The sequence below is a fragment of the Serratia sp. Res13-Sevr-LER1-36-b genome (assembly GCF_015673035.1).
Lineage (GTDB): Bacteria > Pseudomonadota > Gammaproteobacteria > Enterobacterales > Enterobacteriaceae > Chania > Chania fonticola_C.
The window spans coordinates 19,789-38,678 of sequence record NZ_JADACK010000037.1; the positions used below are offsets into that span (position 1 = coordinate 19,789).

Annotated in this window: 19 protein-coding genes; 6 read left to right on the top strand and 13 right to left on the bottom strand. The window is 55.5% G+C overall.

Annotated elements, in window-relative coordinates; all coding sequences use genetic code 11:
• Positions 1–288: 288 nt before the first annotated feature.
• The 3 genes from IMQ33_RS21135 to IMQ33_RS21145 form a co-directional block, all read right to left on the bottom strand.
• Positions 289–1,218: an ABC transporter substrate-binding protein gene (locus IMQ33_RS21135; protein ID WP_196061969.1), complete on the bottom strand. Its 930-nt coding sequence runs from the start codon at positions 1,216–1,218 to the stop codon at positions 289–291.
• 29 nt (positions 1,219–1,247) lie between these two features.
• Positions 1,248–2,279 carry a fatty acid desaturase gene (locus IMQ33_RS21140; RefSeq protein WP_161711824.1) on the bottom strand — a complete coding sequence of 344 codons (1,032 nt, stop codon included), beginning with the start codon at positions 2,277–2,279 and terminating at the stop codon, positions 1,248–1,250.
• Between the two features lie 174 nt (positions 2,280–2,453).
• Complete coding sequence (locus IMQ33_RS21145; RefSeq protein ID WP_196061970.1) at positions 2,454–3,347, bottom strand: LysR substrate-binding domain-containing protein; 894 nt, start codon at positions 3,345–3,347, stop codon at positions 2,454–2,456.
• 139 nt (positions 3,348–3,486) lie between these two features.
• On the opposite strand from IMQ33_RS21145, the gene IMQ33_RS21150 reads away from it, so the two are divergent.
• From IMQ33_RS21150 to IMQ33_RS21160, 3 genes are all read left to right on the top strand, one after another.
• Positions 3,487–4,131, top strand: coding sequence for a hydrolase (locus IMQ33_RS21150; protein ID WP_065686818.1), 645 nt, complete (start codon positions 3,487–3,489; stop codon positions 4,129–4,131).
• 75 nt (positions 4,132–4,206) lie between these two features.
• Positions 4,207–4,752, top strand: coding sequence for an antibiotic biosynthesis monooxygenase (locus IMQ33_RS21155; protein ID WP_065686817.1), 546 nt, complete (start codon positions 4,207–4,209; stop codon positions 4,750–4,752).
• 11 nt (positions 4,753–4,763) lie between these two features.
• On the top strand, positions 4,764–6,635 hold the full coding sequence (locus tag IMQ33_RS21160) for an amidohydrolase (protein WP_196061971.1): 1,872 nt from the start codon (positions 4,764–4,766) through the stop codon (positions 6,633–6,635).
• A 90-nt stretch (positions 6,636–6,725) separates the two neighbouring features.
• Here the strand turns inward: IMQ33_RS21160 and IMQ33_RS21165 are convergent, their stop codons facing one another.
• Positions 6,726–7,856 carry a Gfo/Idh/MocA family protein gene (locus IMQ33_RS21165; RefSeq protein WP_196061972.1) on the bottom strand — a complete coding sequence of 377 codons (1,131 nt, stop codon included), beginning with the start codon at positions 7,854–7,856 and terminating at the stop codon, positions 6,726–6,728.
• A gap of 256 nt (positions 7,857–8,112) precedes the next feature.
• Between IMQ33_RS21165 and IMQ33_RS21170 the strand changes: the two genes are divergently transcribed.
• Positions 8,113–8,625, top strand: coding sequence for a DUF523 domain-containing protein (locus IMQ33_RS21170; protein ID WP_161711828.1), 513 nt, complete (start codon positions 8,113–8,115; stop codon positions 8,623–8,625).
• Here the strand turns inward: IMQ33_RS21170 and IMQ33_RS21175 are convergent.
• Complete coding sequence (locus IMQ33_RS21175) at positions 8,596–9,018, bottom strand: NUDIX hydrolase (protein WP_196061973.1); 423 nt, start codon at positions 9,016–9,018, stop codon at positions 8,596–8,598. The genes IMQ33_RS21170 and IMQ33_RS21175 overlap by 30 nt on opposite strands.
• Positions 9,019–9,112: 94 nt before the next feature.
• Between IMQ33_RS21175 and sseA the strand changes: the two genes are divergently transcribed.
• Both sseA and IMQ33_RS21185 read left to right on the top strand, forming a co-directional pair.
• On the top strand, positions 9,113–9,973 hold the full coding sequence (gene sseA, locus IMQ33_RS21180; protein WP_196061974.1) for a 3-mercaptopyruvate sulfurtransferase: 861 nt from the start codon (positions 9,113–9,115) through the stop codon (positions 9,971–9,973).
• Between the two features lie 13 nt (positions 9,974–9,986).
• Complete coding sequence (locus IMQ33_RS21185; protein ID WP_161711830.1) at positions 9,987–10,499, top strand: GNAT family N-acetyltransferase; 513 nt, start codon at positions 9,987–9,989, stop codon at positions 10,497–10,499.
• Here the strand turns inward: IMQ33_RS21185 and IMQ33_RS21190 are convergent.
• From IMQ33_RS21190 to IMQ33_RS21225, 8 genes are all read right to left on the bottom strand, one after another.
• Positions 10,494–11,432, bottom strand: coding sequence for a cation diffusion facilitator family transporter (locus tag IMQ33_RS21190; protein WP_161711831.1), 939 nt, complete (start codon positions 11,430–11,432; stop codon positions 10,494–10,496). The two genes, IMQ33_RS21185 and IMQ33_RS21190, sit on opposite strands and share 6 nt — an antisense overlap.
• Before the next feature lie 136 nt (positions 11,433–11,568).
• Complete coding sequence (locus tag IMQ33_RS21195; RefSeq protein ID WP_021180467.1) at positions 11,569–12,033, bottom strand: DUF1456 family protein; 465 nt, start codon at positions 12,031–12,033, stop codon at positions 11,569–11,571.
• Positions 12,034–12,163: 130 nt separating this feature from the next.
• Positions 12,164–13,051, bottom strand: a complete 888-nt coding sequence (gene phnE, locus IMQ33_RS21200) for a phosphonate ABC transporter, permease protein PhnE (protein ID WP_196061975.1) — start codon at positions 13,049–13,051, stop codon at positions 12,164–12,166.
• On the bottom strand, positions 13,051–13,914 hold the full coding sequence (gene phnE, locus IMQ33_RS21205; RefSeq protein WP_024486430.1) for a phosphonate ABC transporter, permease protein PhnE: 864 nt from the start codon (positions 13,912–13,914) through the stop codon (positions 13,051–13,053). The genes phnE (IMQ33_RS21200) and phnE (IMQ33_RS21205) overlap by 1 nt, the downstream gene beginning before the upstream one ends.
• A 330-nt stretch (positions 13,915–14,244) precedes the next feature.
• A complete protein-coding gene (phnD, locus tag IMQ33_RS21210; RefSeq protein WP_065686808.1) occupies positions 14,245–15,177 on the bottom strand; it encodes a phosphonate ABC transporter substrate-binding protein in 933 nt (310 codons plus the stop codon).
• A gap of 43 nt (positions 15,178–15,220) precedes the next feature.
• On the bottom strand, positions 15,221–16,054 hold the full coding sequence (gene phnC / locus IMQ33_RS21215) for a phosphonate ABC transporter ATP-binding protein (RefSeq protein WP_186580476.1): 834 nt from the start codon (positions 16,052–16,054) through the stop codon (positions 15,221–15,223).
• Between the two features lie 146 nt (positions 16,055–16,200).
• A complete protein-coding gene (locus IMQ33_RS21220) occupies positions 16,201–17,658 on the bottom strand; it encodes a tagaturonate reductase (RefSeq protein WP_196061976.1) in 1,458 nt (485 codons plus the stop codon).
• A 70-nt stretch (positions 17,659–17,728) separates the two neighbouring features.
• Complete coding sequence (locus tag IMQ33_RS21225) at positions 17,729–18,754, bottom strand: zinc-binding alcohol dehydrogenase family protein (protein WP_065686806.1); 1,026 nt, start codon at positions 18,752–18,754, stop codon at positions 17,729–17,731.
• Positions 18,755–18,890: the final 136 nt, after the last annotated feature.

The window sequence follows — 18,890 nt, forward strand, 5'->3', positions numbered from 1 at the left end:
GCTGACGTCCCCTCACCCTAACCCTCTCCCACAGGGAGAGGGGACTGAACGTGCCACAAATAGGCTCCAGCACCTAACCCCAATGCCGCATCCGTTCCATCTCCTGCGGGGAGGGGATTAAACGTTCTAAAGATTGAATCCTGCTCCGTATCAGTTCCCAAAGGAAGAGAGGATTACTCATGCCACAGATTGAATCCTGCCCTTAATGGCTGCTCCGTACCAGCTCCCTCTCCCTGTGGGAGAGGGTTGGGGTGAGGAGCAATATCAGATTCAGTCGTCAAATCAAGGTTACTTAATCAACCCTTTCTGTTTCAGATAATTGACCGCAACCTGTTTGGCATCCTGGCCTTCTACGGCGATCTGCGCATTCAACTGCTGCAAGGTTGGGCCGTCGAGCGTAGCGAATACCGGTTTGAGCAGTTCGGCGATATTGGCGTATTGCTGCAGCGTTGCTTCACGAATAATCGGAGCCGGGGCGTAAATTGGCTGTACGCCCTGTGGGTCTTCCAACGTTTGCAACCCCAGCGCAGCTACCGGGCCATCGGTCCCATACGCCATCGCCGCATTCACCCCAGAGGTTTGTTCCGCCGCTGCCTTGATGGTCACCGCCGTATCGCCGCCAGCCAGTGACAGCAACTGATCCTGATTAAGCTTGAAGCCATAAGCATTCTGGAAGGCCGGTAGCGCGTCCGGGCGTTCGATAAACTCTGCCGATGCCGCCAGTTTGAACTTACCGCCGTCGTTGATCCACTTGGCCAGATCTGCCAGGGTTTTCAGATGGTTGGCCTGCGCCACGTCCTGGCGAACGGCGATCGTCCAGGTGTTGTTTGCCGGGGCGGCATCCAGCCAGACGATTTTGTTCTGGTCATAGTCGAGCTTTTTCACCTTCTCGAACCCGGCCTGAGCGTTTTTCCACGCCGGATCTTTTTCATCGGAGAAGAAGAAGGCACCGTTACCGGTGTATTCCGGATAGATATCAATTTCGCCGGAGGTGATCGCACCACGCAGTACCTTGGTGGTGCCTAGCTGCAGTTTGTTGGTGGTTTTGATGCCGTTGGCCTCCAGCACCTGCACAATGATGTTGCCAAGCAACGAACCTTCGGTATCAATTTTAGAACCCACGCGTACCGTATCAGCCGCCTGTGCAACACCGCTGGCTCCCGCCAGAACGGTCAAAGCCAATGCCAAAAAACGTGCGCGTAATGGGGTAATAGCCATGCTTTATCCTCTTTGATGGTGCTTTCCGGCTATTTCGCCAGATCGATTGGAAAATCCTGCGCGGTATGGGTCCAGCGTATCACATGCTGTTTCCCGACACTCTCCTGTTCAAACGGGTGTACTTCAACAGCAATTGGCGTTACGGCATGGTCGACAAACCAGTTGCCATAGCCCTGCACCACAAACCCCTGGCTGCGTTGCCGGTAGGCCTGTTGCTCTGCCAGATAGACTTTTCGCAGGCCATACCAAGGCAAACCGGGTAAATCATGATGCACTAAATGATAGTTCAAATTGAGAAACAGCAGCCGCCAAGGCCAAGAGGCCTCATTAATAATAGAACGTGCCTGCGGAGCGTCCACCGCGCGATGCTCATAGAACGAGCGTATTTTGGTCAACCCCAGCGCCGGGTAGCTCACCGCCAGCAGATAAAAGGCGGCAGAAATGCCCTGTGTTTGCAGCCAGGCGAGCAGAGCCACCAACAGAATGCCGTGTACCAGCCACATCGCCAAGGTACGCAGTTCCCCTGCCAATATGGCTTTCAGGGCATTCGCCAGCGTGGCGGCAATATCCCATGCTGGGCCAAGCGTGACTCGCCCAATCAGGGTGTTACGCACCTTGGCCAACAGAGGCAGCAAAACAGGAAACCGTTGCCACTGCGCCCGGCTGAAATAGTAACTTTCCGGATCTTCGGCAGGTTGGGTCAGATGATCGTCACGGTGATGCTGAATATGGCTGTCGCGGTACAGCCCGTAGGGATACCACACCGCCAGGGGAAGCAGGCCGAACAGTTGGTTGAGCCGTGGCCAGCGGGTAGGATGGCCGTGGATCAGCTCATGCTGCAACGAGAGATACCAGGTAGTCGCCAGCGTCAGCAGCGGTGCGCCCAGCCAGGGGCCAAGCTGCTGCCAGTAATGCACCACACCGAACCAACTGCCGTAAACCAGCAGCATAATGCCCCAGGTCGGCAGCTCCAGCCGCCAGACCCATTGCCGGTTAAGCTGTTGGATCCAGGCACGTTGTTCGTCGTGCAGATAGTGGCTATGGGGTTTGGCTGAGGGCATTTTCCGGCTCGCTGAGGCTATTTTTCTCAGTATCAGCGAAGCGGATCGGCGCTCAAAATAACAAAAGTGGTAAAGCAAAGTTAAAAATCAGCATCATGACGTTTCGTTCATGGATGCCGCCCCTGGAAGGCAAGAACAGACCACGTGTTAGCCTGCTCTGCTAACCTGACAGAATCATTCCCCCATCACGGCATAAGCTTGCAATCGCTCACGCCACCAGAGGCTGGCCAAGCCGGTAGCACTTTCTCGCCAGCCGAAGTAGGCAGTGTCGCTATCACGCTCTGCTTCCACGCTTTTCGCCACCAACTGGCCGGTTTTCAGATGAGGTTCTGCCAGATAATAAGGCAGATAGCCGCAGCCCAACCCGGCCAGCTGCGCCTGCAATTTGGCCTCAAAACTGAATACCGTCAGTTGATCCTGCTCATCCAGCACGTGCAGACTTTGCGGTGAATTCACCCGCGATGAGTCATGAACCACCACTGCCCGATGCTGGCGGATGGTGCTTTTCTGCAACGGTTCTGGCTGGGCGGCCAACGGATGGTGCGGGGCTACCGCAAACACATACTCCAACTGCCCTAGCGGGCTAAAAGCATAGCCAGCGCGCGAAGGTGGCTCACAAATCGCACCGATAATAATATCGGCACAGCCGTGTATCAGCGCCTCCCAGGAGCCAGCCAGCACTTCATGACTGAAACGCAGCCGGGTGTGGTGGTGATTACGGTAAAACTCATCAATCAGCGGTAACAGCCGGGCAAAAGGGAACGATGCATCCACCGCCAGGGTGAGATCGCTCTCCCAGCCACTTTCTACATAGCGCGCCTGCTGCTCCAGATCTTGCGCAGCACGCAGCAATATCCGCCCCTTTTCCAGCATTAGCTTGCCGGTAGCGGTGAATTTTGCCCGGTGGCCGGAGCGATCGAGCAGCGTAATCGCCAGATCGCTCTCCAGTTTCTGCACCATGTAGCTCAGGGCAGAAGGCGTTTTAAACAGCGCGGCGGCCGCGGCGGCAAATGATCCATGACGATCCAGCGCGTCCAGGATCAATAGCGCTTCCAGGTTTAGTCTCACCCCTTTCTCCCATAGATAAAAAAACTTAACAAGAAGGTAAAAATTCTACGCTATCTTTGAAAACGGCACCTACCTACCATTCATTCCATTGATACAGCGCATCCGTCTTATTCACGGTAATACAATTGGAAGGTACATTATGTCGAAGTTTGAACTGCTTGATCCAAAAAATTCCGCACTCATCTTTATCGATCATCAACCGCAAATGGCTTTTGGCGTGGCCAATATCGATCGCCAACAGCTGAAAAACAACGTGGTAGCGCTGGCCAAAGCCGGCAGCATCTTTAATGTCCCCACTATTTTTACCTCGGTCGAAAGCGAAAGTTTCAGCGGCTATATCTGGCCGGAACTGCTGGCGGTGCATCCAGAACTCACCCCGATTGAACGTACTTCGATGAATTCCTGGGAAGATGCGGCATTCGTTAAAGCCGTGGAGGCCACTGGCCGTAAAAAACTGGTGATCTCCGCCCTGTGGACCGAGGTCTGCCTGACCTTTCCGGCATTGATGGCACTGGAAGCCGGGTATGAGGTTTATGTGGTCACAGACACCTCTGGCGGCACCTCGGTGGATGCCCATGAGCGCGCTATCGATCGCATGGTGCAGGCTGGGGCCATTCCGGTGACCTGGCAACAGGTGCTGCTCGAGTACCAACGCGATTGGGCACGTAAAGAAACCTACGATGCGGTGATGGATCTGGTACGTGAACACAGCGGTGCCTACGGGATGGGCGTTGACTATGCTTACACTCTGGTGCATCACGCCCCGGCTCGCAGCGGCAAGTAAAACCGCGCAGGGCTCACCTTGACTGACCGCATTACCCTCCCGGCCGCGCGCCGGGGTTTTTCAGGAGCTGGATCCATGTCCCATCAGCAACACGTTACGCTGGTGATCACTCACCATCTGGCTCCAGGCCAGGAACCAGCCTATGAAGCCTGGTTAAAACGCATCATGCCCGATGCCGCCCAGTTTGACGGCCATCTAGGCGTTAACGTCATCCGCCCCTCCGGTAATCAGCAGGCTTATACAGTGCTGGTACGCTTCGATAATCTGGACAATTTATACCGCTGGATCCACTCGCCACAGCGACTGAAATATATCGAAGAAGTTACACCACTGCTGCAGGGGAGCGATCATATTGAGATCCGCCCCGGAGCCGAGTTCTGGTTCACACCTGCCAGCGCCAACGTGCGGCCACCGGCCAAGTGGAAACAGTTTTTAATCACCCTGCTGGTGATTTTCCCTTCGACCAATCTGGTGCCTTGGTTTTGGGGCAAGCTGCTGCCGGAACTGAGCGGCACGCTGGCTGGGCATTTACTCAATGATGCCAGCGTTGTCGCCCTGGTGGTATTCCTGTGGATGCCGTTGGTTACCCGTCTGTTTCATCAATGGCTCACCCGCCATTAAAGGAAAACGTTATGAGTCACACCGCTTCATTGATCATCAGCAACGGTAAATTCCATACCGTCGATCGCGAAAATCCCACCGCTCAGGCCGTGGCGATCAAGGACGGTAAGTTTCTGGCCGTCGGTAGTGAGAGCGACGTCATGCAACACGCCGGGCCGGAAACCCAGATCATCGACCTGCAAGGCCATACGGCGGTGCCAGGCCTGAATGATTCACACCTGCACCTGATCCGGGGTGGTTTGAATTACAACCTGGAACTACGCTGGGAAGGCGTGCCTTCGCTGGCCGATGCTTTACGTATGCTCAAGGAACAGGCACTGCGTACACCCAGCCCACAGTGGGTCAGAGTGGTCGGTGGTTGGACCGAGTTCCAGTTCGCCGAGCGCCGTATGCCTACGTTGGATGAAATCAACGCCGCCGCCCCAGACACGCCGGTATTTATTTTGCATCTGTACGATCGCGCCCTGCTTAACCGCGCTGCGCTGAAAGTGGTGGGCTACACCAAGGACACACCAAACCCGCCAGGGGGCGAAATCCAGCGTGACGGCAACGGCAACCCAACCGGGATGTTGATCGCCAAGCCCAATGCCATGATCCTCTACGCCACCTTAGCCAAGGGGCCGAAGCTGCCGCTGGAACAACAGGTGAACTCCACCCGCCAGTTTATGCGCGAACTCAACCGCCTGGGCCTGACCAGCGCGATTGACGCAGGCGGCGGTTTCCAGAACTATCCCGAGGACTATCAGGTCATCGCGGAACTGCACGAAAAACAACAGCTGACACTGCGTATCGCCTACAACCTGTTTACCCAACGGCCAAAGCAGGAGTTGGAAGACTTCCAGCTGTGGACCGATATGCTCAAACCCGGCCAGGGAACGGACTTTTACCGCCATAACGGCGCGGGTGAAATGCTGGTGTTCTCGGCGGCCGACTTCGAAGACTTTCTGCAACCTCGCCCGGACTTGCCTGAAGGCACCGAGGATGAGCTGGAACGCGTGGTACGCCATCTGGTGGAACACCGCTGGCCGTTCCGTTTGCATGCCACTTATGATGAATCTATCAGCCGAATGCTGAACGTGTTTGAGAAGGTCAACCGCGAAATCCCCTTTGCTGGTCTGCACTGGATTTTTGACCATGCGGAAACCATTTCTGAGCGTAATATCGAGCGAGTGAAAGCCCTCGGGGGCGGTATCGCCGTACAACACCGCATGGCGTTTCAAGGGGAATACTTTGCCGAACGCTATGGCATCGAAGCCACCAAACAGACTCCACCGGTCGCCAAAATGTTGGCGGCAGAACTGCCGGTTGGACTAGGCACCGACGCCACCCGCGTCGCCAGTTACAACCCTTGGACAGCGCTGTACTGGCTGGTTTCTGGCCGTACGGTCGGCGGTATGGCAATGTATGACGATCAGGCTCGTTTGGATCGTGAAACGGCATTAATGCTTTGGACACAGGGCAGTGCCTGGTTCTCTACCGAACAAGGGAAAAAGGGCCAGATCAAGGTGGGACAACTGGCGGATATGGCCGTGCTGTCACAGGATTACTTCAGCGTACCGGAAGAGCAGATCAAGGGAATTGAGTCGGTCATGACCGTGGTGGATGGCAAAGTTGTCTATGCTGCGGGCAGTTTCTCTCCGTTCTCTCCGCCGCCGTTACCGGTACTGCCTGAATGGTCACCGGTGGTCAATGTACCGGGGCATTATCGCTCAGCACCGCCCGCAACCCCCAGCAAGGTAGGTACATTAAGCCAGGCACACCAGTGTTGCGGTCCTTGTGGCGTTCATGCTCACCAGCATGATATTGCCCGCCGCTCCAGCATTCCCATCTCTAACGAGAATGCCTTCTGGGGCGCATTCGGCTGTTCTTGCTTTGCGTTTTAACCATCCAAGTGCCTTGCATGCTGCCAAATGGGCGCTGCATGCAAGGCCCTACGGGATAGCACAGTTAGCCGCCTCCACAAGTCACCAGAGTCAATCGCGGTTGATATCCAGCCAGCGGCGCTGTTCGGCAGAGGCGGCAATCGCATCCAGTACACAGGATACCTTCCAGCCTTCCTCGAAATCCGGCCACATCCGATCGCCCGCGGCAATGCCATTGACCAGATCGCGGATCTCCACCGTTTTCTGATCGTTAAAGCCAATGCCATGCCCGGCGCTGATGCAAAACGCGGCGTAATCCGGGTGCTTTGGCCCTACCATGATGGTTTTGAAGCCCTGCCGCTCAGCCGGTTCGTCATGACGATACAGCTTCAGTTCGGCCATGCGTTCCTGAGTGAAACTCAAGGTGCCCTTGGTGCCGGTCACCACATAAGTCAGGCCCATTTTGCGCCCGCAGGCAATGCGTGAGGTTTCGAGGGTGCCCATCGCGCCATTGGCAAAGCGCACCAGCGCGCTGGCCTGATCTTCGTTTTCGACTTGGCACACCTTGGCCGGGTTGCTCGGATCGGGCCGCTGTTTGATCAGGGTTTGCATATCGCCCGACACCGCGACGATATCCCCCACCAGATAATGCGCCATATTCACGATGTGCGCCGCCAGATCGCCCAACGCCCCAAGCCCGGCGCTGGCTTTGCGGCAGTGCCAGTCGATCGGCGTACGCGGGTCGGCCAGATAATCCTCATTATGCGTACCGTAAAAATGCACCACCTCGCCAATTTCACCGTTGGCAATGATTTCCCGCGCCAGCTGGCTGGTCGGGTTTTTCATATAGTTGAACCCCACCAGGGTTTTGACCCCTTTGGCCCGCGCGGCCTGCACCATCTCGGCGGCGTCTTGCGCATTCAGCGCCAGCGGCTTCTCGGAATAAACATGCTTGCCCTGTGCAATAGCCGCCAGGGCCATCTCTTTATGCAGGAAGTTCGGGGCACAGATATCCACCACGTCTATGGCGGGATCGGCCACCAGTTCGCGCCAGTCACCGGTTGAACGTACGAAGCCAAACTCCGCCGCACGCTGGGCTGCCAGCTCGGGTGTGACTTCCGCCAGCATCTCCAACACCAGCTCCCCTTTCAGCGGGAACACAGTGCCTACCTGTGCATAGGCGATAGCATGACAGCGGCCAATATAGCCAGTACCGATTAATCCAACGCGCACCTGTTTCATCGTTTTCTCCCTTGCCTATTTTTGGAAAATAAAAATCATTATGTATTTATATGAAATTTAAATTTCATTAACAAGCCGATAATCAACTTTGCCACGGATCCGTGACTGCCCTCATAAAACGCGGTGGATAAAGAACACAGGGTTAGCAAAATAGTGGGGAGGTACGGCTGGTATTAAGCTAAACCGCGCTGCTATTATAAAGCCGCGCGTGTGGGCCTTGATGCCACACTTTCGCCCCCTCAACAGAAGACACCTCATGCCGCCGAAAATCTTGCTCAGTGCCTGCCTGGCCGGTTTCAACGTACGTTATAACGCCTCCAGCAAAACCATTATCGATTCCACCTTACAGCAGTGGCAAAAAGAGGGTCGATTGGTGGTGTGCTGCCCCGAATTGGCCGCCGGTTTCTCCACGCCGCGCCCACCGGCAGAGATTGCTGCCGCTTCCGATGGCGCTGAAGTGATAGCCAACCGGGCCAGAGTGATCGACGTGCAAGGGAACGACGTCACCGACCAGTATCTGTTGGGTGCCCATCTGGCGCTGGATACCGCTCGCCTGCATGGCTGCCGCTTTGCCCTGCTGAGCGATCGCAGCCCTTCCTGCGGGAGCCAGACCATTTACAACGGCGCATTCAACGGTCAAACCCAACCCGGCAGTGGTGTCACCGCTGAACTACTACGCCAACATGGCATCGAAGTATTTTCCGAGCACCAGCTCGAGGCGTTGATCGAGCGTGTCCGGCTAGCCGAGCTGGGCCAAGCGATCCGCTAGCCGCTGACGCAGATGGGCAATGCCCTGCGGGTGCCGCACAAATTCATCCGCAGGCATCATTTGCCAGCACTGCCCTTCATTACCGAAACGGATCGCCGCAATCTGTGCCAAGGTGATTTCCCCCACCATAAACCAGGTGTGCGGCGAGCCAGGCGTGATCCCGGCGTAACGCTGCTGCCAGACAATTTGCCGTGTAGGCAATAGAATACCGAACTCCTCCTCGGTTTCCCGTTGCACACATTGCACCGGAGTTTCGTCCCCTTCACGTCCGCCGCCGGGCAAGTCCCAGCAACCGGGCCAGGGGATCGCCGGGTTGTCATCACGCAGGTAAACCAGCACCTGGCCGCCGTACAGCAAGGCGATTTTCGCCCCGCCAAAGTCTTCGTCAATCATCTGTCCCGCTCCCTTTCAAACCGCAGCATACCAATATGCGAGATCGTTGAGGTATAGTGAAAACCTTCTTTGTCCTGACAGGCGAACAATAACCATGAACTCTGCTTTTTTAGTGACCGCGCAATGGCTTGAGCAACATATCAACGATGAAAATCTGACGCTGGTTGACGTGCGTATGGCGCCTGTCGGTCAGGTGCCGAAGCAAGACATGTTGGCCGAATTTGAACGGGGCCATATACCCGGTGCGGTGTATTTCGATATTGATGATGTCGCAGATAAAAATACGACGCTGCCGCATATGCTACCCACGGCAGAAGCCTTTGCCGCCGCCGCAGGTAAACTGGGCATCAATGACCAACAGACCATTGTTTTCTATGATGGAGGCAATCAGTTCTCTGCCCCACGCGGTTGGTGGACGTTCCGTAATTTTGGCGCACAGCACGTATTCGTGCTCGATGAAGGTTTGCAGGGTTGGACATCGCGCGGTAACGCCTTGGAAACCGGCCCTGCAAACCCTACCCCCGCGACCTTCCGCGCGCACTTTAATGCCGAAGCGGTGGTGGATATGCAGCAGGTTGAACAGGCGATGAACGACCAGCGGCAGATCCTCGACGCCCGTGCCGCACCACGATTCTATGCCCAAGCCCCGGAACCGCGCCCAGGCCTGCACCGTGGCCATATTCCTGGCAGCATCAATATTCCGTATGGCGATCTGCTGGAGAACGGACGTTTCAAATCACTCGAGGCGCTGAAAAGAACCTTCGAAGAAAAAGGGGTCGATATCGATGCGCCCACCATCGTCAGCTGTGGTTCTGGCGTCACCGCCGCGGTGCTGGCCTTTGGCCTGCAATCACTGGGTGCCAGGCAGGTGAAACTCTATGACGGTGCCTGGAGCGAATGGGGTGCCCTGAGCGGCAAGCAGCCGATCGCCCAAGATGAGTCAACTAACCACTAACAAAGAGGCTATCGTGTTCACGATCCGTCAAGCGTTGCCCGCTGATTTAGCGACCGTGCGGGAAATCGGAATTGCCAGCTACCTCGCTCACTTTGCTGCACTTTGGCAAAACCAGCAGGAGTTGCAGGCGTTTCTGACCAAGGATTTTGCCGAACAAGCGTTGGAGCCTTCATTGCGAGACCGCGATACTTGCTGGCTGCTTGCCTATGAGGGAGAGACGCCGGTAGGCTTTGCCAAGCTTAATTTCGACAGCCTGCAGGCAGCGACCGCAACCCTCGGGGCCGAGCTGCAGAAGATTTATTTTCTGCCACAATTTGCCGGGCGCGGCTATGGTGAACGGCTATATGCCGAAGTACAGCGACGTGCCATCGAGAGACAGCAACCAATCCTGTGGCTGGACGTGCTGAAAAGTAACGTGGCTGGCCAACGCTTTTATCAACGCCAAGGTATGGCGATCGTGGGCGAGGAGAGCTATACCAGCGTCAGCCAATCCGTGGCCATGTGGGTGATGGCGAAAAACCTATAGCCACTTGGCATTATGGGTAAAGGAGATGGTCAGCCAGCGGTGCGGGCTATCTTCACCAATAGCGTCGGCTATCTGGTCACGGATTTTATCCAGCTTGTGAACGCCGCTGTGTTCCATCTCTGGCGGGATCACGATGTGGATCTCAATAAACAGCCCACGGCCAACGCGGGTGGCGTAATTGGAATAATCCAGGAAGCCATACTCCAGCGTCAGCTGCGCCATAATGGCTTCCACCTTGGCATCCAGGCTGTCCGGCGTCATCTGCAGCACCTCCTGAATGGCAGATTTTACCGTTTTGATCGGCACCGGGATCAAGACCAGCGTCAACAGTGCCAGCGCGACAGGGTCGGCATAGACGTTGAGGTGCTCATAACGGGTTCCTTCCATTAGCCAGGAAAGAATAAAAGCCACCAATAACGCCGAACTGATGCAGGCCGACATCAGCCAGCTTTTGTTATCCAGCGCGATCAGTTCCGATTTAACCTGCTTATTCAGCCGGGTTTGCTTAACATAGAGGGTAAAGCAGAAAAGGCTGACGGTAACGGCATAGACAATCGCCCAGCCCAGCTCAAGCTCGCGCCCTCCGTCGGCAATGCCTTTGACGGCGTTCACAAAGGCATACAGACACAGCAACGTCAATAAACTGCCGTTAAATGCCAGCACCAGCGGTTCGACATGCCAGAACCCATACTGAAAACGGCGGCTATGGGGTTGCCCCAGCAGGCGGGATACCAGCAGGGATAATGAACACATGCCTGCATCCAACGCCGAGAACATGCCGTCAAACACGATCGACATGGAACCGCAGACAATCCCAAACACGATCCCGGCACTGGCAATAAACAGCGTGCAGAAGATCGACCTGCGCAGGATTTTTTGTTCTATTGCCGTGCTGGTTAACACCGGTGGCAACGTGGTGGGTGCTGTCGTCATAATTCCCTTATTTCAGTCGGAAAGTTCGGACATTTTCTACCGCCAGGCGGCATCGTACTGAGTATGATCGACAAATGCAGGGTGCACAAAAAAAAAGCGCCCTCGATGAGGACGCCTGATGTCGTGATACGCAGGATTAGGCGCCGCGTATGCGCTGGGTCAGCCCTTTCAGGAAGTAGCGCAGCATCTGATCGCCACATGGGCGATAGTTTTTGGTGCCCTCTTTGCGGAACAGCGCGCTCAGCTCAGGCTTGGAGATACGGAATTCCACCGCGGTAAAAATCTGGTGCAGATCGACATCTTTCAGTTCAAACGCCACACGCAGCTTTTTCAGCACCAGGTTGTTGGTGATCGGCAGCTCTACCGCCGGTGCCGGGAATTTATCGTCTTTGCCACGCTTGAAGAACACCAGACCATTGAGGAAATGGGCCATCACTTCGTCGGGGCAGTTGGCAAAACCCGGCTCGCCTTCCTTGATCATATAGGTCCCCATGGCTGCGACATCGACGTCAAAACCGTCCAGCTTGACGATCTCTACCATCTTCGCGTCATTAATAGCCAGCATGTAGCGCACGCTGCGCAGCACATCATTGTTAATCATGGAATAGCCTTTCGCTTGTCAATCAGGAGAGGCGTGCAGCGCTGCACACCTTGCATGGCGGCAGTATAGGGATCCGGCGGGGGTTTCTCAATGGAATTTCCACGGGCAAACCAGGGTTTACCCGCAGAGATTAATGATTTTTCTGGTAAAGCGGAATTTCTTCGCCAACGATATATTTATTACGCAGGATGGCGGAGATCTTGTCCATCAGCATCACGACCACCACCAGGATCAGAGTGATAAACATCACCACGTCCCAGTTCCACAGCCGCATGTTCTCGGCATAGACCAGGCCGATCCCCCCTGCCCCGACAAAGCCGAGCACCGCCGCCGAACGGGTGTTGGACTCAATCTGGTACAGGCTCAGCGCCAGGAAGGTCGGGAAGGATTGGGTGAAAATGCCATAACGGTGTTTTTGCAGCCCATTGGCCCCCACTGCCGTCAGCCCACGGCTGGGGGATTTATCCACCGCTTCGTGACCTTCGGCATACAGTTTGCCAAGCAGGCCGATATCCTGCATCACGATGGCCAACACCCCGGCCAGCGGCCCCATGCCCACGGCACGCACGAAAATCAGGCCCCAGATAGCCATATCAATCCCCCGCAGAATATCCAGCAGGCGGCGTACCAGCGTCGCAATTGGCCGTAGCACAGGCGAGGACATCACGTTGCGCGCGGCAAGAAACGACAGCGGTAAAGCGAGCAGCGTTGCCGTGATGGTGCCGGCAAACACGATCGCCAGAGTGATAAAGATCTGTTGGAAATAATAGCCAAACGGCCAGTTGGCAAAGTCATGCCAGACAAACATGCGCATAAAGTAGCGGCTAATCTGTTGGCAACCGTTGGCAAACTGCGGCCAGGAAATGCCAAACACCAGGAAGAAGAAGACGTAATACAACACAATCGCCACGGTAATCATGCCGAGGGTACGCAGATAGCGCCCTTGGCGTGAGAAGATTTCCGGGTTCTGCTGCTTGAGTTGCTGCAGATTGGTGGCAGAGATCGGCTGAACGGACATTAGGCTTTCCCCTCGACAACGCGTTTACGTAATTCACCGGAGGCGTAATCCAGCAGCGAAACCACCACGATAATCAGCAACAACGTCATACTGACCTGATCGTAACGGTCGAGTTTGATATTGGTCATCAGTTCCTGACCAATTCCGCCTGCACCTACCAGGCCGAGGATGGTCGACTGGCGGAAGTTGATTTCCAGCCGCATAAAGCTGTAGGACAGGAAGATCGGTTTGACCTGCGGCCACAGGCCGAAACGCATGCGCTGTAACGGCGTGGCCCCACAGGCGGCCAGCCCGCGCACCGGCTTGTTGGAGGCGGTTTCGATCGATTCATAGAACAGCTTGGTCAGACTGCCGATGGTGTGTAGCGCCAACGCCATAAAACCGGGAATGGCGCCGATGCCAAACGCCATCACAAACATCACCGCCCAGGCCAGCTCCGGCATGGTGCGCAAGAACGCCACCAGCGTGCGGATGGCAAAGCGCAGCGTCGCCGGGCTGTGGGTGTTATTGGCCGCCAAAAAGGCCAGCCCGCCTGCCACCAGCACGGAAAGGATGGTCGCCGCCAGCGCCAGCTGTAAGGTTTCCCAAATCAGCGGTAATTGGATATGCAGCCGGTAGCCCCAATAGGCGAAGGAGCCTTCGGTATGGCCGTCGGCGAACAGCAGCGGCCAGTGCAGTACCGGGATGGTTTCTGCCAGATAGTCAAAGAAATGGGGGATCGACACCCAGACGGTATGCAGGTTGAACTCGGCAATATTGCCTGCGCCAAGATAAAGCGCTACCAGCCCGAGCGACCAGAGCAGGGTTTCACGCTTCTGCTTACTGCGGATCCGTTGGTAGTAGTGTGCAAAGTCGGTATTCAAAATCGCTTTCCATCTTCTTGTAGTGGAGAGTATTGTCCCCTCACCCCTACCCTCTCCCACAGGGAGAGGGAGCTAGATCGGTGTTATGGGTAAGGACATGAAGCCAATCTGTAGCACGTCCAAGGTACAGGTTGAATACAGTCATTAATTTGTGACTCAGTCAGTCCCCTCACCCCTACCCTCTCCCACAGGGAGAGGGAGCTAGATCGGTGTTATGGGCAAGGACATGAAGCCAATCTGTAGCACGTCCAAGGTACAAATTTGTGACTCGGTCAGTCCCCTCTCCCTGTGGGAGAGGGTTAGGGTGAGGGGCCGAGAACGTAGCCAGCCTTAGCGATCGCCCTTGGTCAGCTCACGCTTCATATCGATAATGGTCTGGTATTCCGCCAGCTTGACGTCGCCAATGTGCTGCTTGCCGCCCATCGCCTTGATAAAGCACTGATGGTTGTCGGTATCCAGCTTCTTGATGGCGGTAACCACCTTGGCTTTGAACTCCGCAGGCAGGGAGTTGCTCACCAGGATCGGGCCATTCGGGATCAGCGGCGACTGCCAGATAATGCGGATCTGCTTCATCAAATCTGGATGATCCATACGGATCATGCGGTTGAAGGCTCCGCTGGTATAGCCGGTGTTGTAATCGCCAATCATCGAGGCCCAGGTGACCGCACCTTCAAACTGGCCGTTCAACACGCCGAGTACGTCCTGCTCATGGCCACCAGAGAAGGTGACGCTGGAGAAGAAGTTGTTGTATTTGTTATCCGGCGTGCCGCCAAACTGCTTCTTGAACACCTGGTTTGGCACCAGGAAACCGGAGGTCGAATCCGGATCCGCAAAGCCGAAGGATTTGCCTTTCAGGTCTTCCAGCTTTTTGTAAGGGCTGTCGGCTTTCACCACCACCACCGAGTGATAGCCGCGCGACTGATCGGTATCATCCACCGCGATCCCCACCAGATCGACCGCCTTGGGATCCTTGATATACACCGAAGCAAATGACGAAGGCGACATGCTCAACACCAGATCGATCTTGCCCCCGAGCAGGCCCTGGATCACGCCAGAGTAGTCGGAAGAGTTACGCAGCTTGGTGTCTACGTTCAGCTCTTTATCGAGAAAATCTTTCACACACTGGTTATCGCCAATCTGTTGGGTAGCGTTCTGCCCCCCCAGGATCCCCAGGTTCAACTCTTTCGGCGCTTCCGCTGCACCTGCATTAAATACCATCATTACGCCGGCCATCATGGTGGTCAGTGTGAATACTTTTTTCATTGCGCATGCCCTGTGTGAAAAGGTAAAGGTGACGTTCAAGTGATTAATGGATCTGAGTGGCTTCTTCGCCATACAGCTGCTGCAAAATACGTTCGTTAAGCTGCGACGGGTGGCCGTCGAAAATGATTTTGCCCTGGGCGATGCCAATCACCCGGGTGCAGTATTCCCTCACCAGTTCGACCGAGTGCAAGTTCACCATCACCGCGATATCGTTCTCGCTGACTTTCTGTAGCGCATCCATAATGCGGCGGGTGTTTTTCGGATCGAGCGAGGCAACCGGCTCATCGGCCAGCAGAATTTTGGGGTTTTGCATCAGGGCACGGCAGATAGCGACGCGCTGCATTTGGCCGCCGGACAGGTTCTCTGCACGTTGCAGTGCATGCGGCAGCATATTCAGCCATTGCAACAACTCGATGGCCCGTGCGCGGTCAGCATCGTCGAACACTTTGAAGAAGGATTTCAGCGTCGAGGTGTGGCTGAGGCGGCCAAGCAGCACGTTGGTGATCACATCCAACCGGGGGACCAGGCAAAAATCCTGGAAGATCATGCCACAGCGGGCGCGCCACTGGCGCATCTGGCGGGCTGAGAGCTGCGCGATATCCTGTGCAACTCCATCGTCCTCAAAATGCAGCATCTCGCCACAGCTGGAAGGAATGGTGCCGTTCAGCGTATGTAGCAGGGTTGACTTGCCGGCCCCGGAGCGGCCGATAACCGCCACAAACTCCCCGGCGTGCAGATCAAAATTGATGTCGTCGAGGACGCGTTGCTGAGATTGATAAGCCTTACCTAGCCCTTTTACCGCTAATACCTTGCGTAACGGGATCGGTTGCTGGCCTGGATAGTCGGTCGGTGCCAGTTTTAACAGTGCCTGCGCCATATGATTTCTCTGATTTCAGTGGCTAATCTTATGGGCACCTATTAACGAATAACTGTATGACACGCAGATGATGGTTTTATGGCCGGGAAATGACGTTCAACGCCATTTCCCGTGATTGGCAGGATTAAAATATGCGGATGGAGGTTTTATCGGCGTTCCATTTCACTCAATGCCGCACGCATTCCGTGGTCAAGAATAGCTTGCAGATCGGTGGTCACGGCAGCGGTAAGCCCAGTAACGGCATTGAGATCTTGCCCCCAGTGCGCCTCATCGGCCAGCACGCTTTCTACCAGCGCCGCGAGCGTCAGGTCACGATGTTCCACTCCGGCCCACAACGTTGCAAACCTCGTCAGCCAATGAGCATCATCCTGTAACGCATAGCTACCCGCCTGCCGTTCGCCACGGTAGAAAGCCAGCAACGCCGCCAAAGCAAAGGTCAGCCGTTTCGGCAGCGCGGCATTTTTCTGTTGGCCTGCCAGTAACTGCGGCAAAATACGCGTGCGGAATTTGGTCATGCCGTTCAGCGCAATCGACAGCAGCTGGTGCTGAATAAACGGGTTACGGAAACGGTTCTGTACCGCTTCGGCAAATGGCCGTAATTCTTCCTGTGGCAGATCGAGCACCGGCATAATCTCTTCGGCAATGGTGCGTGCCACATAGCCGCCGATCTGCTCGTCGCTCATGGCCTCGCCCACGGTATTCAAACCGGCCAGGAACGCCACCGGCACCAGCGCCGTATGCGCCCCGTTGAGGATCGCTACCTTGCGTTCTTTATAAGGTTTGATGTCATCGACGATGTGGACGTTCAGATCCAACTTATCCAGATGCAGCTCTTTCGCCAGCCACTGCGGGCCCTGGATCACAAACAGATAGAAATGTTCCGCCGTGTCGAGGAAGCTATCTTGATACCCCAACTGCTGCTGCCACTGCTCTACTTCATCGCGTGGGTAGCCAGTGACGATACGATCGACCAGCGTTGAGCAGAAGGTGTTGCAATCGTTTAGCCAATCGGTGAACGCCTGCGGTAACTGCCACTGCTGCGCATAGCGCAACACGTACTCTTTCAGCGCTTCGCCGTTGTAATCGATCAGCTCACACGGCAGCAGCACCCAGCCCTTGTCTGCAGCACCGTCAAAATGGCTGAAACGCTCAAACAGCAGCCGCGTCAGCTTGGCCGGGAAGCTGGCCGCCGGAGCGTCGGTGAACTTATCGTCCGGTAAATAACTGATCCCCGCTTCGGTGGTGTTGGAGAACACGAAGCGGATCGCCGGATCCCGAGCCAATGCCAGATAGCTGTCGTACTGGTGGTAAACGTTGATTTCCCGGTTGACCGAACGGATCAGGCGTGGCTCGCAAACCGCTTCCCCCTGCTCATTCAGCCCACGGATAATTGTGGTATACAAGCCATCCTGAGTATTGAGCGAAGGCGGCTGCTGGCTGTCAATTGGCCGCACCACCACCACGCCGGCATTCAGCCCGGTATGCTGGTTTAGCAGGTCGATTTGCCAATCGACAAAGGCGCGCAAGAAATTACCTTCACCGAATTGGATAATGCGATCGGGATATTGCGCGCCAGGAAATTCACTACGATTAAGTTGTTTCATTATTGATCCTTGCATCCGGTGATCCCCCAGGCCGTAAATTACTCTCGGCAAGACCTGGGGAGTAATCAAGTTAATTAAAATGAATCACGCCTTTAATCAGCTGTTTATTATTAATCACTTCTGCTTCATAAATATCTGCCAGCGTGGAGAACTCGAATTGATGAGAAAGCATCATCCCGGCAGTTATTTTTCCGGCGGCCATTAATCGGCCAACCTTGATAAAGTCTTCTTTGGTCGCATTGCGGCTCCCCATCATGGTGGTTTCCTTTTTATGGAATTCCGGATCGGAGAACTGCAGATCGCCCTTGAACAGGCCGACAAACGTAATGCTGCCACCATGGCGGATCAGGTTGACGCTATGGTTCATCGCATGCTGATTGCCGGTGGCATCAATGATTTTTGCCGCCAGCATGCCGGAAAACTGGGCTCTTAAGGCCGCGTCAAAACCGGTATCCGACGGATCTAGCGTGGTCAGCCCAAGCATTTTTTCTACATGGGCACGGCGCTCTGCGCTGGTATCGGCCACGATCACGGTTGCCCCGTCCGCCTTGGCGATAGCCGCAACCCCCAGACCAATCGGCCCTGCTCCTACCACCAATAGATGATCGCCCTGCTCGATGGCCGCTCGGCGTACGGCGTGGGCACTGATAGAGAATGGTTCAATCAGCGCCGCCGCTTGGGGCTCCACATCATCCACGGCCAGCAGGTTGCTCACCGGCACGCTTAAAAACTCGCTAAAACCGCCGTCTTGATGCACGCCAATCACCGAGATATTTTCACAGCAATTGGGCCTGCCGCTGGTGCATGCTCCGCAGTGATGACAGGAGACATAAGGGATCACCGCCACACGTTGCCCGACGCGCAATTCACTCACCTGGCCACCGACGCTGACAATCTCGCCGCATATTTCATGCCCCAGCACCCGCGGGTAGCTGAAGAACGGTTGCTGACCAGACCAGGCGTGGATGTCGGTACCGCAAATGCCTACCGTCAGTATTTTTAGCACCGCTTCGTCAGGCGCAGGCTGCGGTACCGGCCTTTGTTGGTAAACCAGCCGGGTCGGCTCCAGACAAACTAGCGTATTCATTGTGGTCATGATCCCTCCTCATGTGATGTGGCGCTGTTATCCCGCAAAAAGAACAGGCGTATTGTGCTGATGAGGAGAATTTGTGAGTCAGCACAAATTAAACCGGTTTAAATGGGTTTTAAATGTTTAAAAAACACCTTAGCCC

Bases quoted from the DNA above. Each gene is read 5' to 3' on its own strand.
- IMQ33_RS21135 (WP_196061969.1), bottom strand. From the start codon at position 1,218: ATGGCTATTACCCCATTACGCGCACGTTTTTTGGCATTGGCTTTGACC.
- IMQ33_RS21140 (WP_161711824.1), bottom strand. From the start codon at position 2,279: ATGCCCTCAGCCAAACCCCATAGCCACTATCTGCACGACGAACAACGT.
- IMQ33_RS21150 (WP_065686818.1), top strand. From the start codon at position 3,487: ATGTCGAAGTTTGAACTGCTTGATCCAAAAAATTCCGCACTCATCTTT.
- IMQ33_RS21155 (WP_065686817.1), top strand. From the start codon at position 4,207: ATGTCCCATCAGCAACACGTTACGCTGGTGATCACTCACCATCTGGCT.
- IMQ33_RS21160 (WP_196061971.1), top strand. From the start codon at position 4,764: ATGAGTCACACCGCTTCATTGATCATCAGCAACGGTAAATTCCATACC.
- IMQ33_RS21165 (WP_196061972.1), bottom strand. From the start codon at position 7,856: ATGAAACAGGTGCGCGTTGGATTAATCGGTACTGGCTATATTGGCCGC.
- IMQ33_RS21170 (WP_161711828.1), top strand. From the start codon at position 8,113: ATGCCGCCGAAAATCTTGCTCAGTGCCTGCCTGGCCGGTTTCAACGTA.
- IMQ33_RS21175 (WP_196061973.1), bottom strand. From the start codon at position 9,018: ATGATTGACGAAGACTTTGGCGGGGCGAAAATCGCCTTGCTGTACGGC.
- sseA (WP_196061974.1), top strand. From the start codon at position 9,113: ATGAACTCTGCTTTTTTAGTGACCGCGCAATGGCTTGAGCAACATATC.
- IMQ33_RS21190 (WP_161711831.1), bottom strand. From the start codon at position 11,432: ATGACGACAGCACCCACCACGTTGCCACCGGTGTTAACCAGCACGGCA.
- IMQ33_RS21195 (WP_021180467.1), bottom strand. From the start codon at position 12,033: ATGATTAACAATGATGTGCTGCGCAGCGTGCGCTACATGCTGGCTATT.
- phnE (WP_196061975.1), bottom strand. From the start codon at position 13,051: ATGTCCGTTCAGCCGATCTCTGCCACCAATCTGCAGCAACTCAAGCAG.
- phnD (WP_065686808.1), bottom strand. From the start codon at position 15,177: ATGAAAAAAGTATTCACACTGACCACCATGATGGCCGGCGTAATGATG.
- phnC (WP_186580476.1), bottom strand. From the start codon at position 16,054: ATGGCGCAGGCACTGTTAAAACTGGCACCGACCGACTATCCAGGCCAG.
- IMQ33_RS21220 (WP_196061976.1), bottom strand. From the start codon at position 17,658: ATGAAACAACTTAATCGTAGTGAATTTCCTGGCGCGCAATATCCCGAT.
- IMQ33_RS21225 (WP_065686806.1), bottom strand. From the start codon at position 18,754: ATGACCACAATGAATACGCTAGTTTGTCTGGAGCCGACCCGGCTGGTT.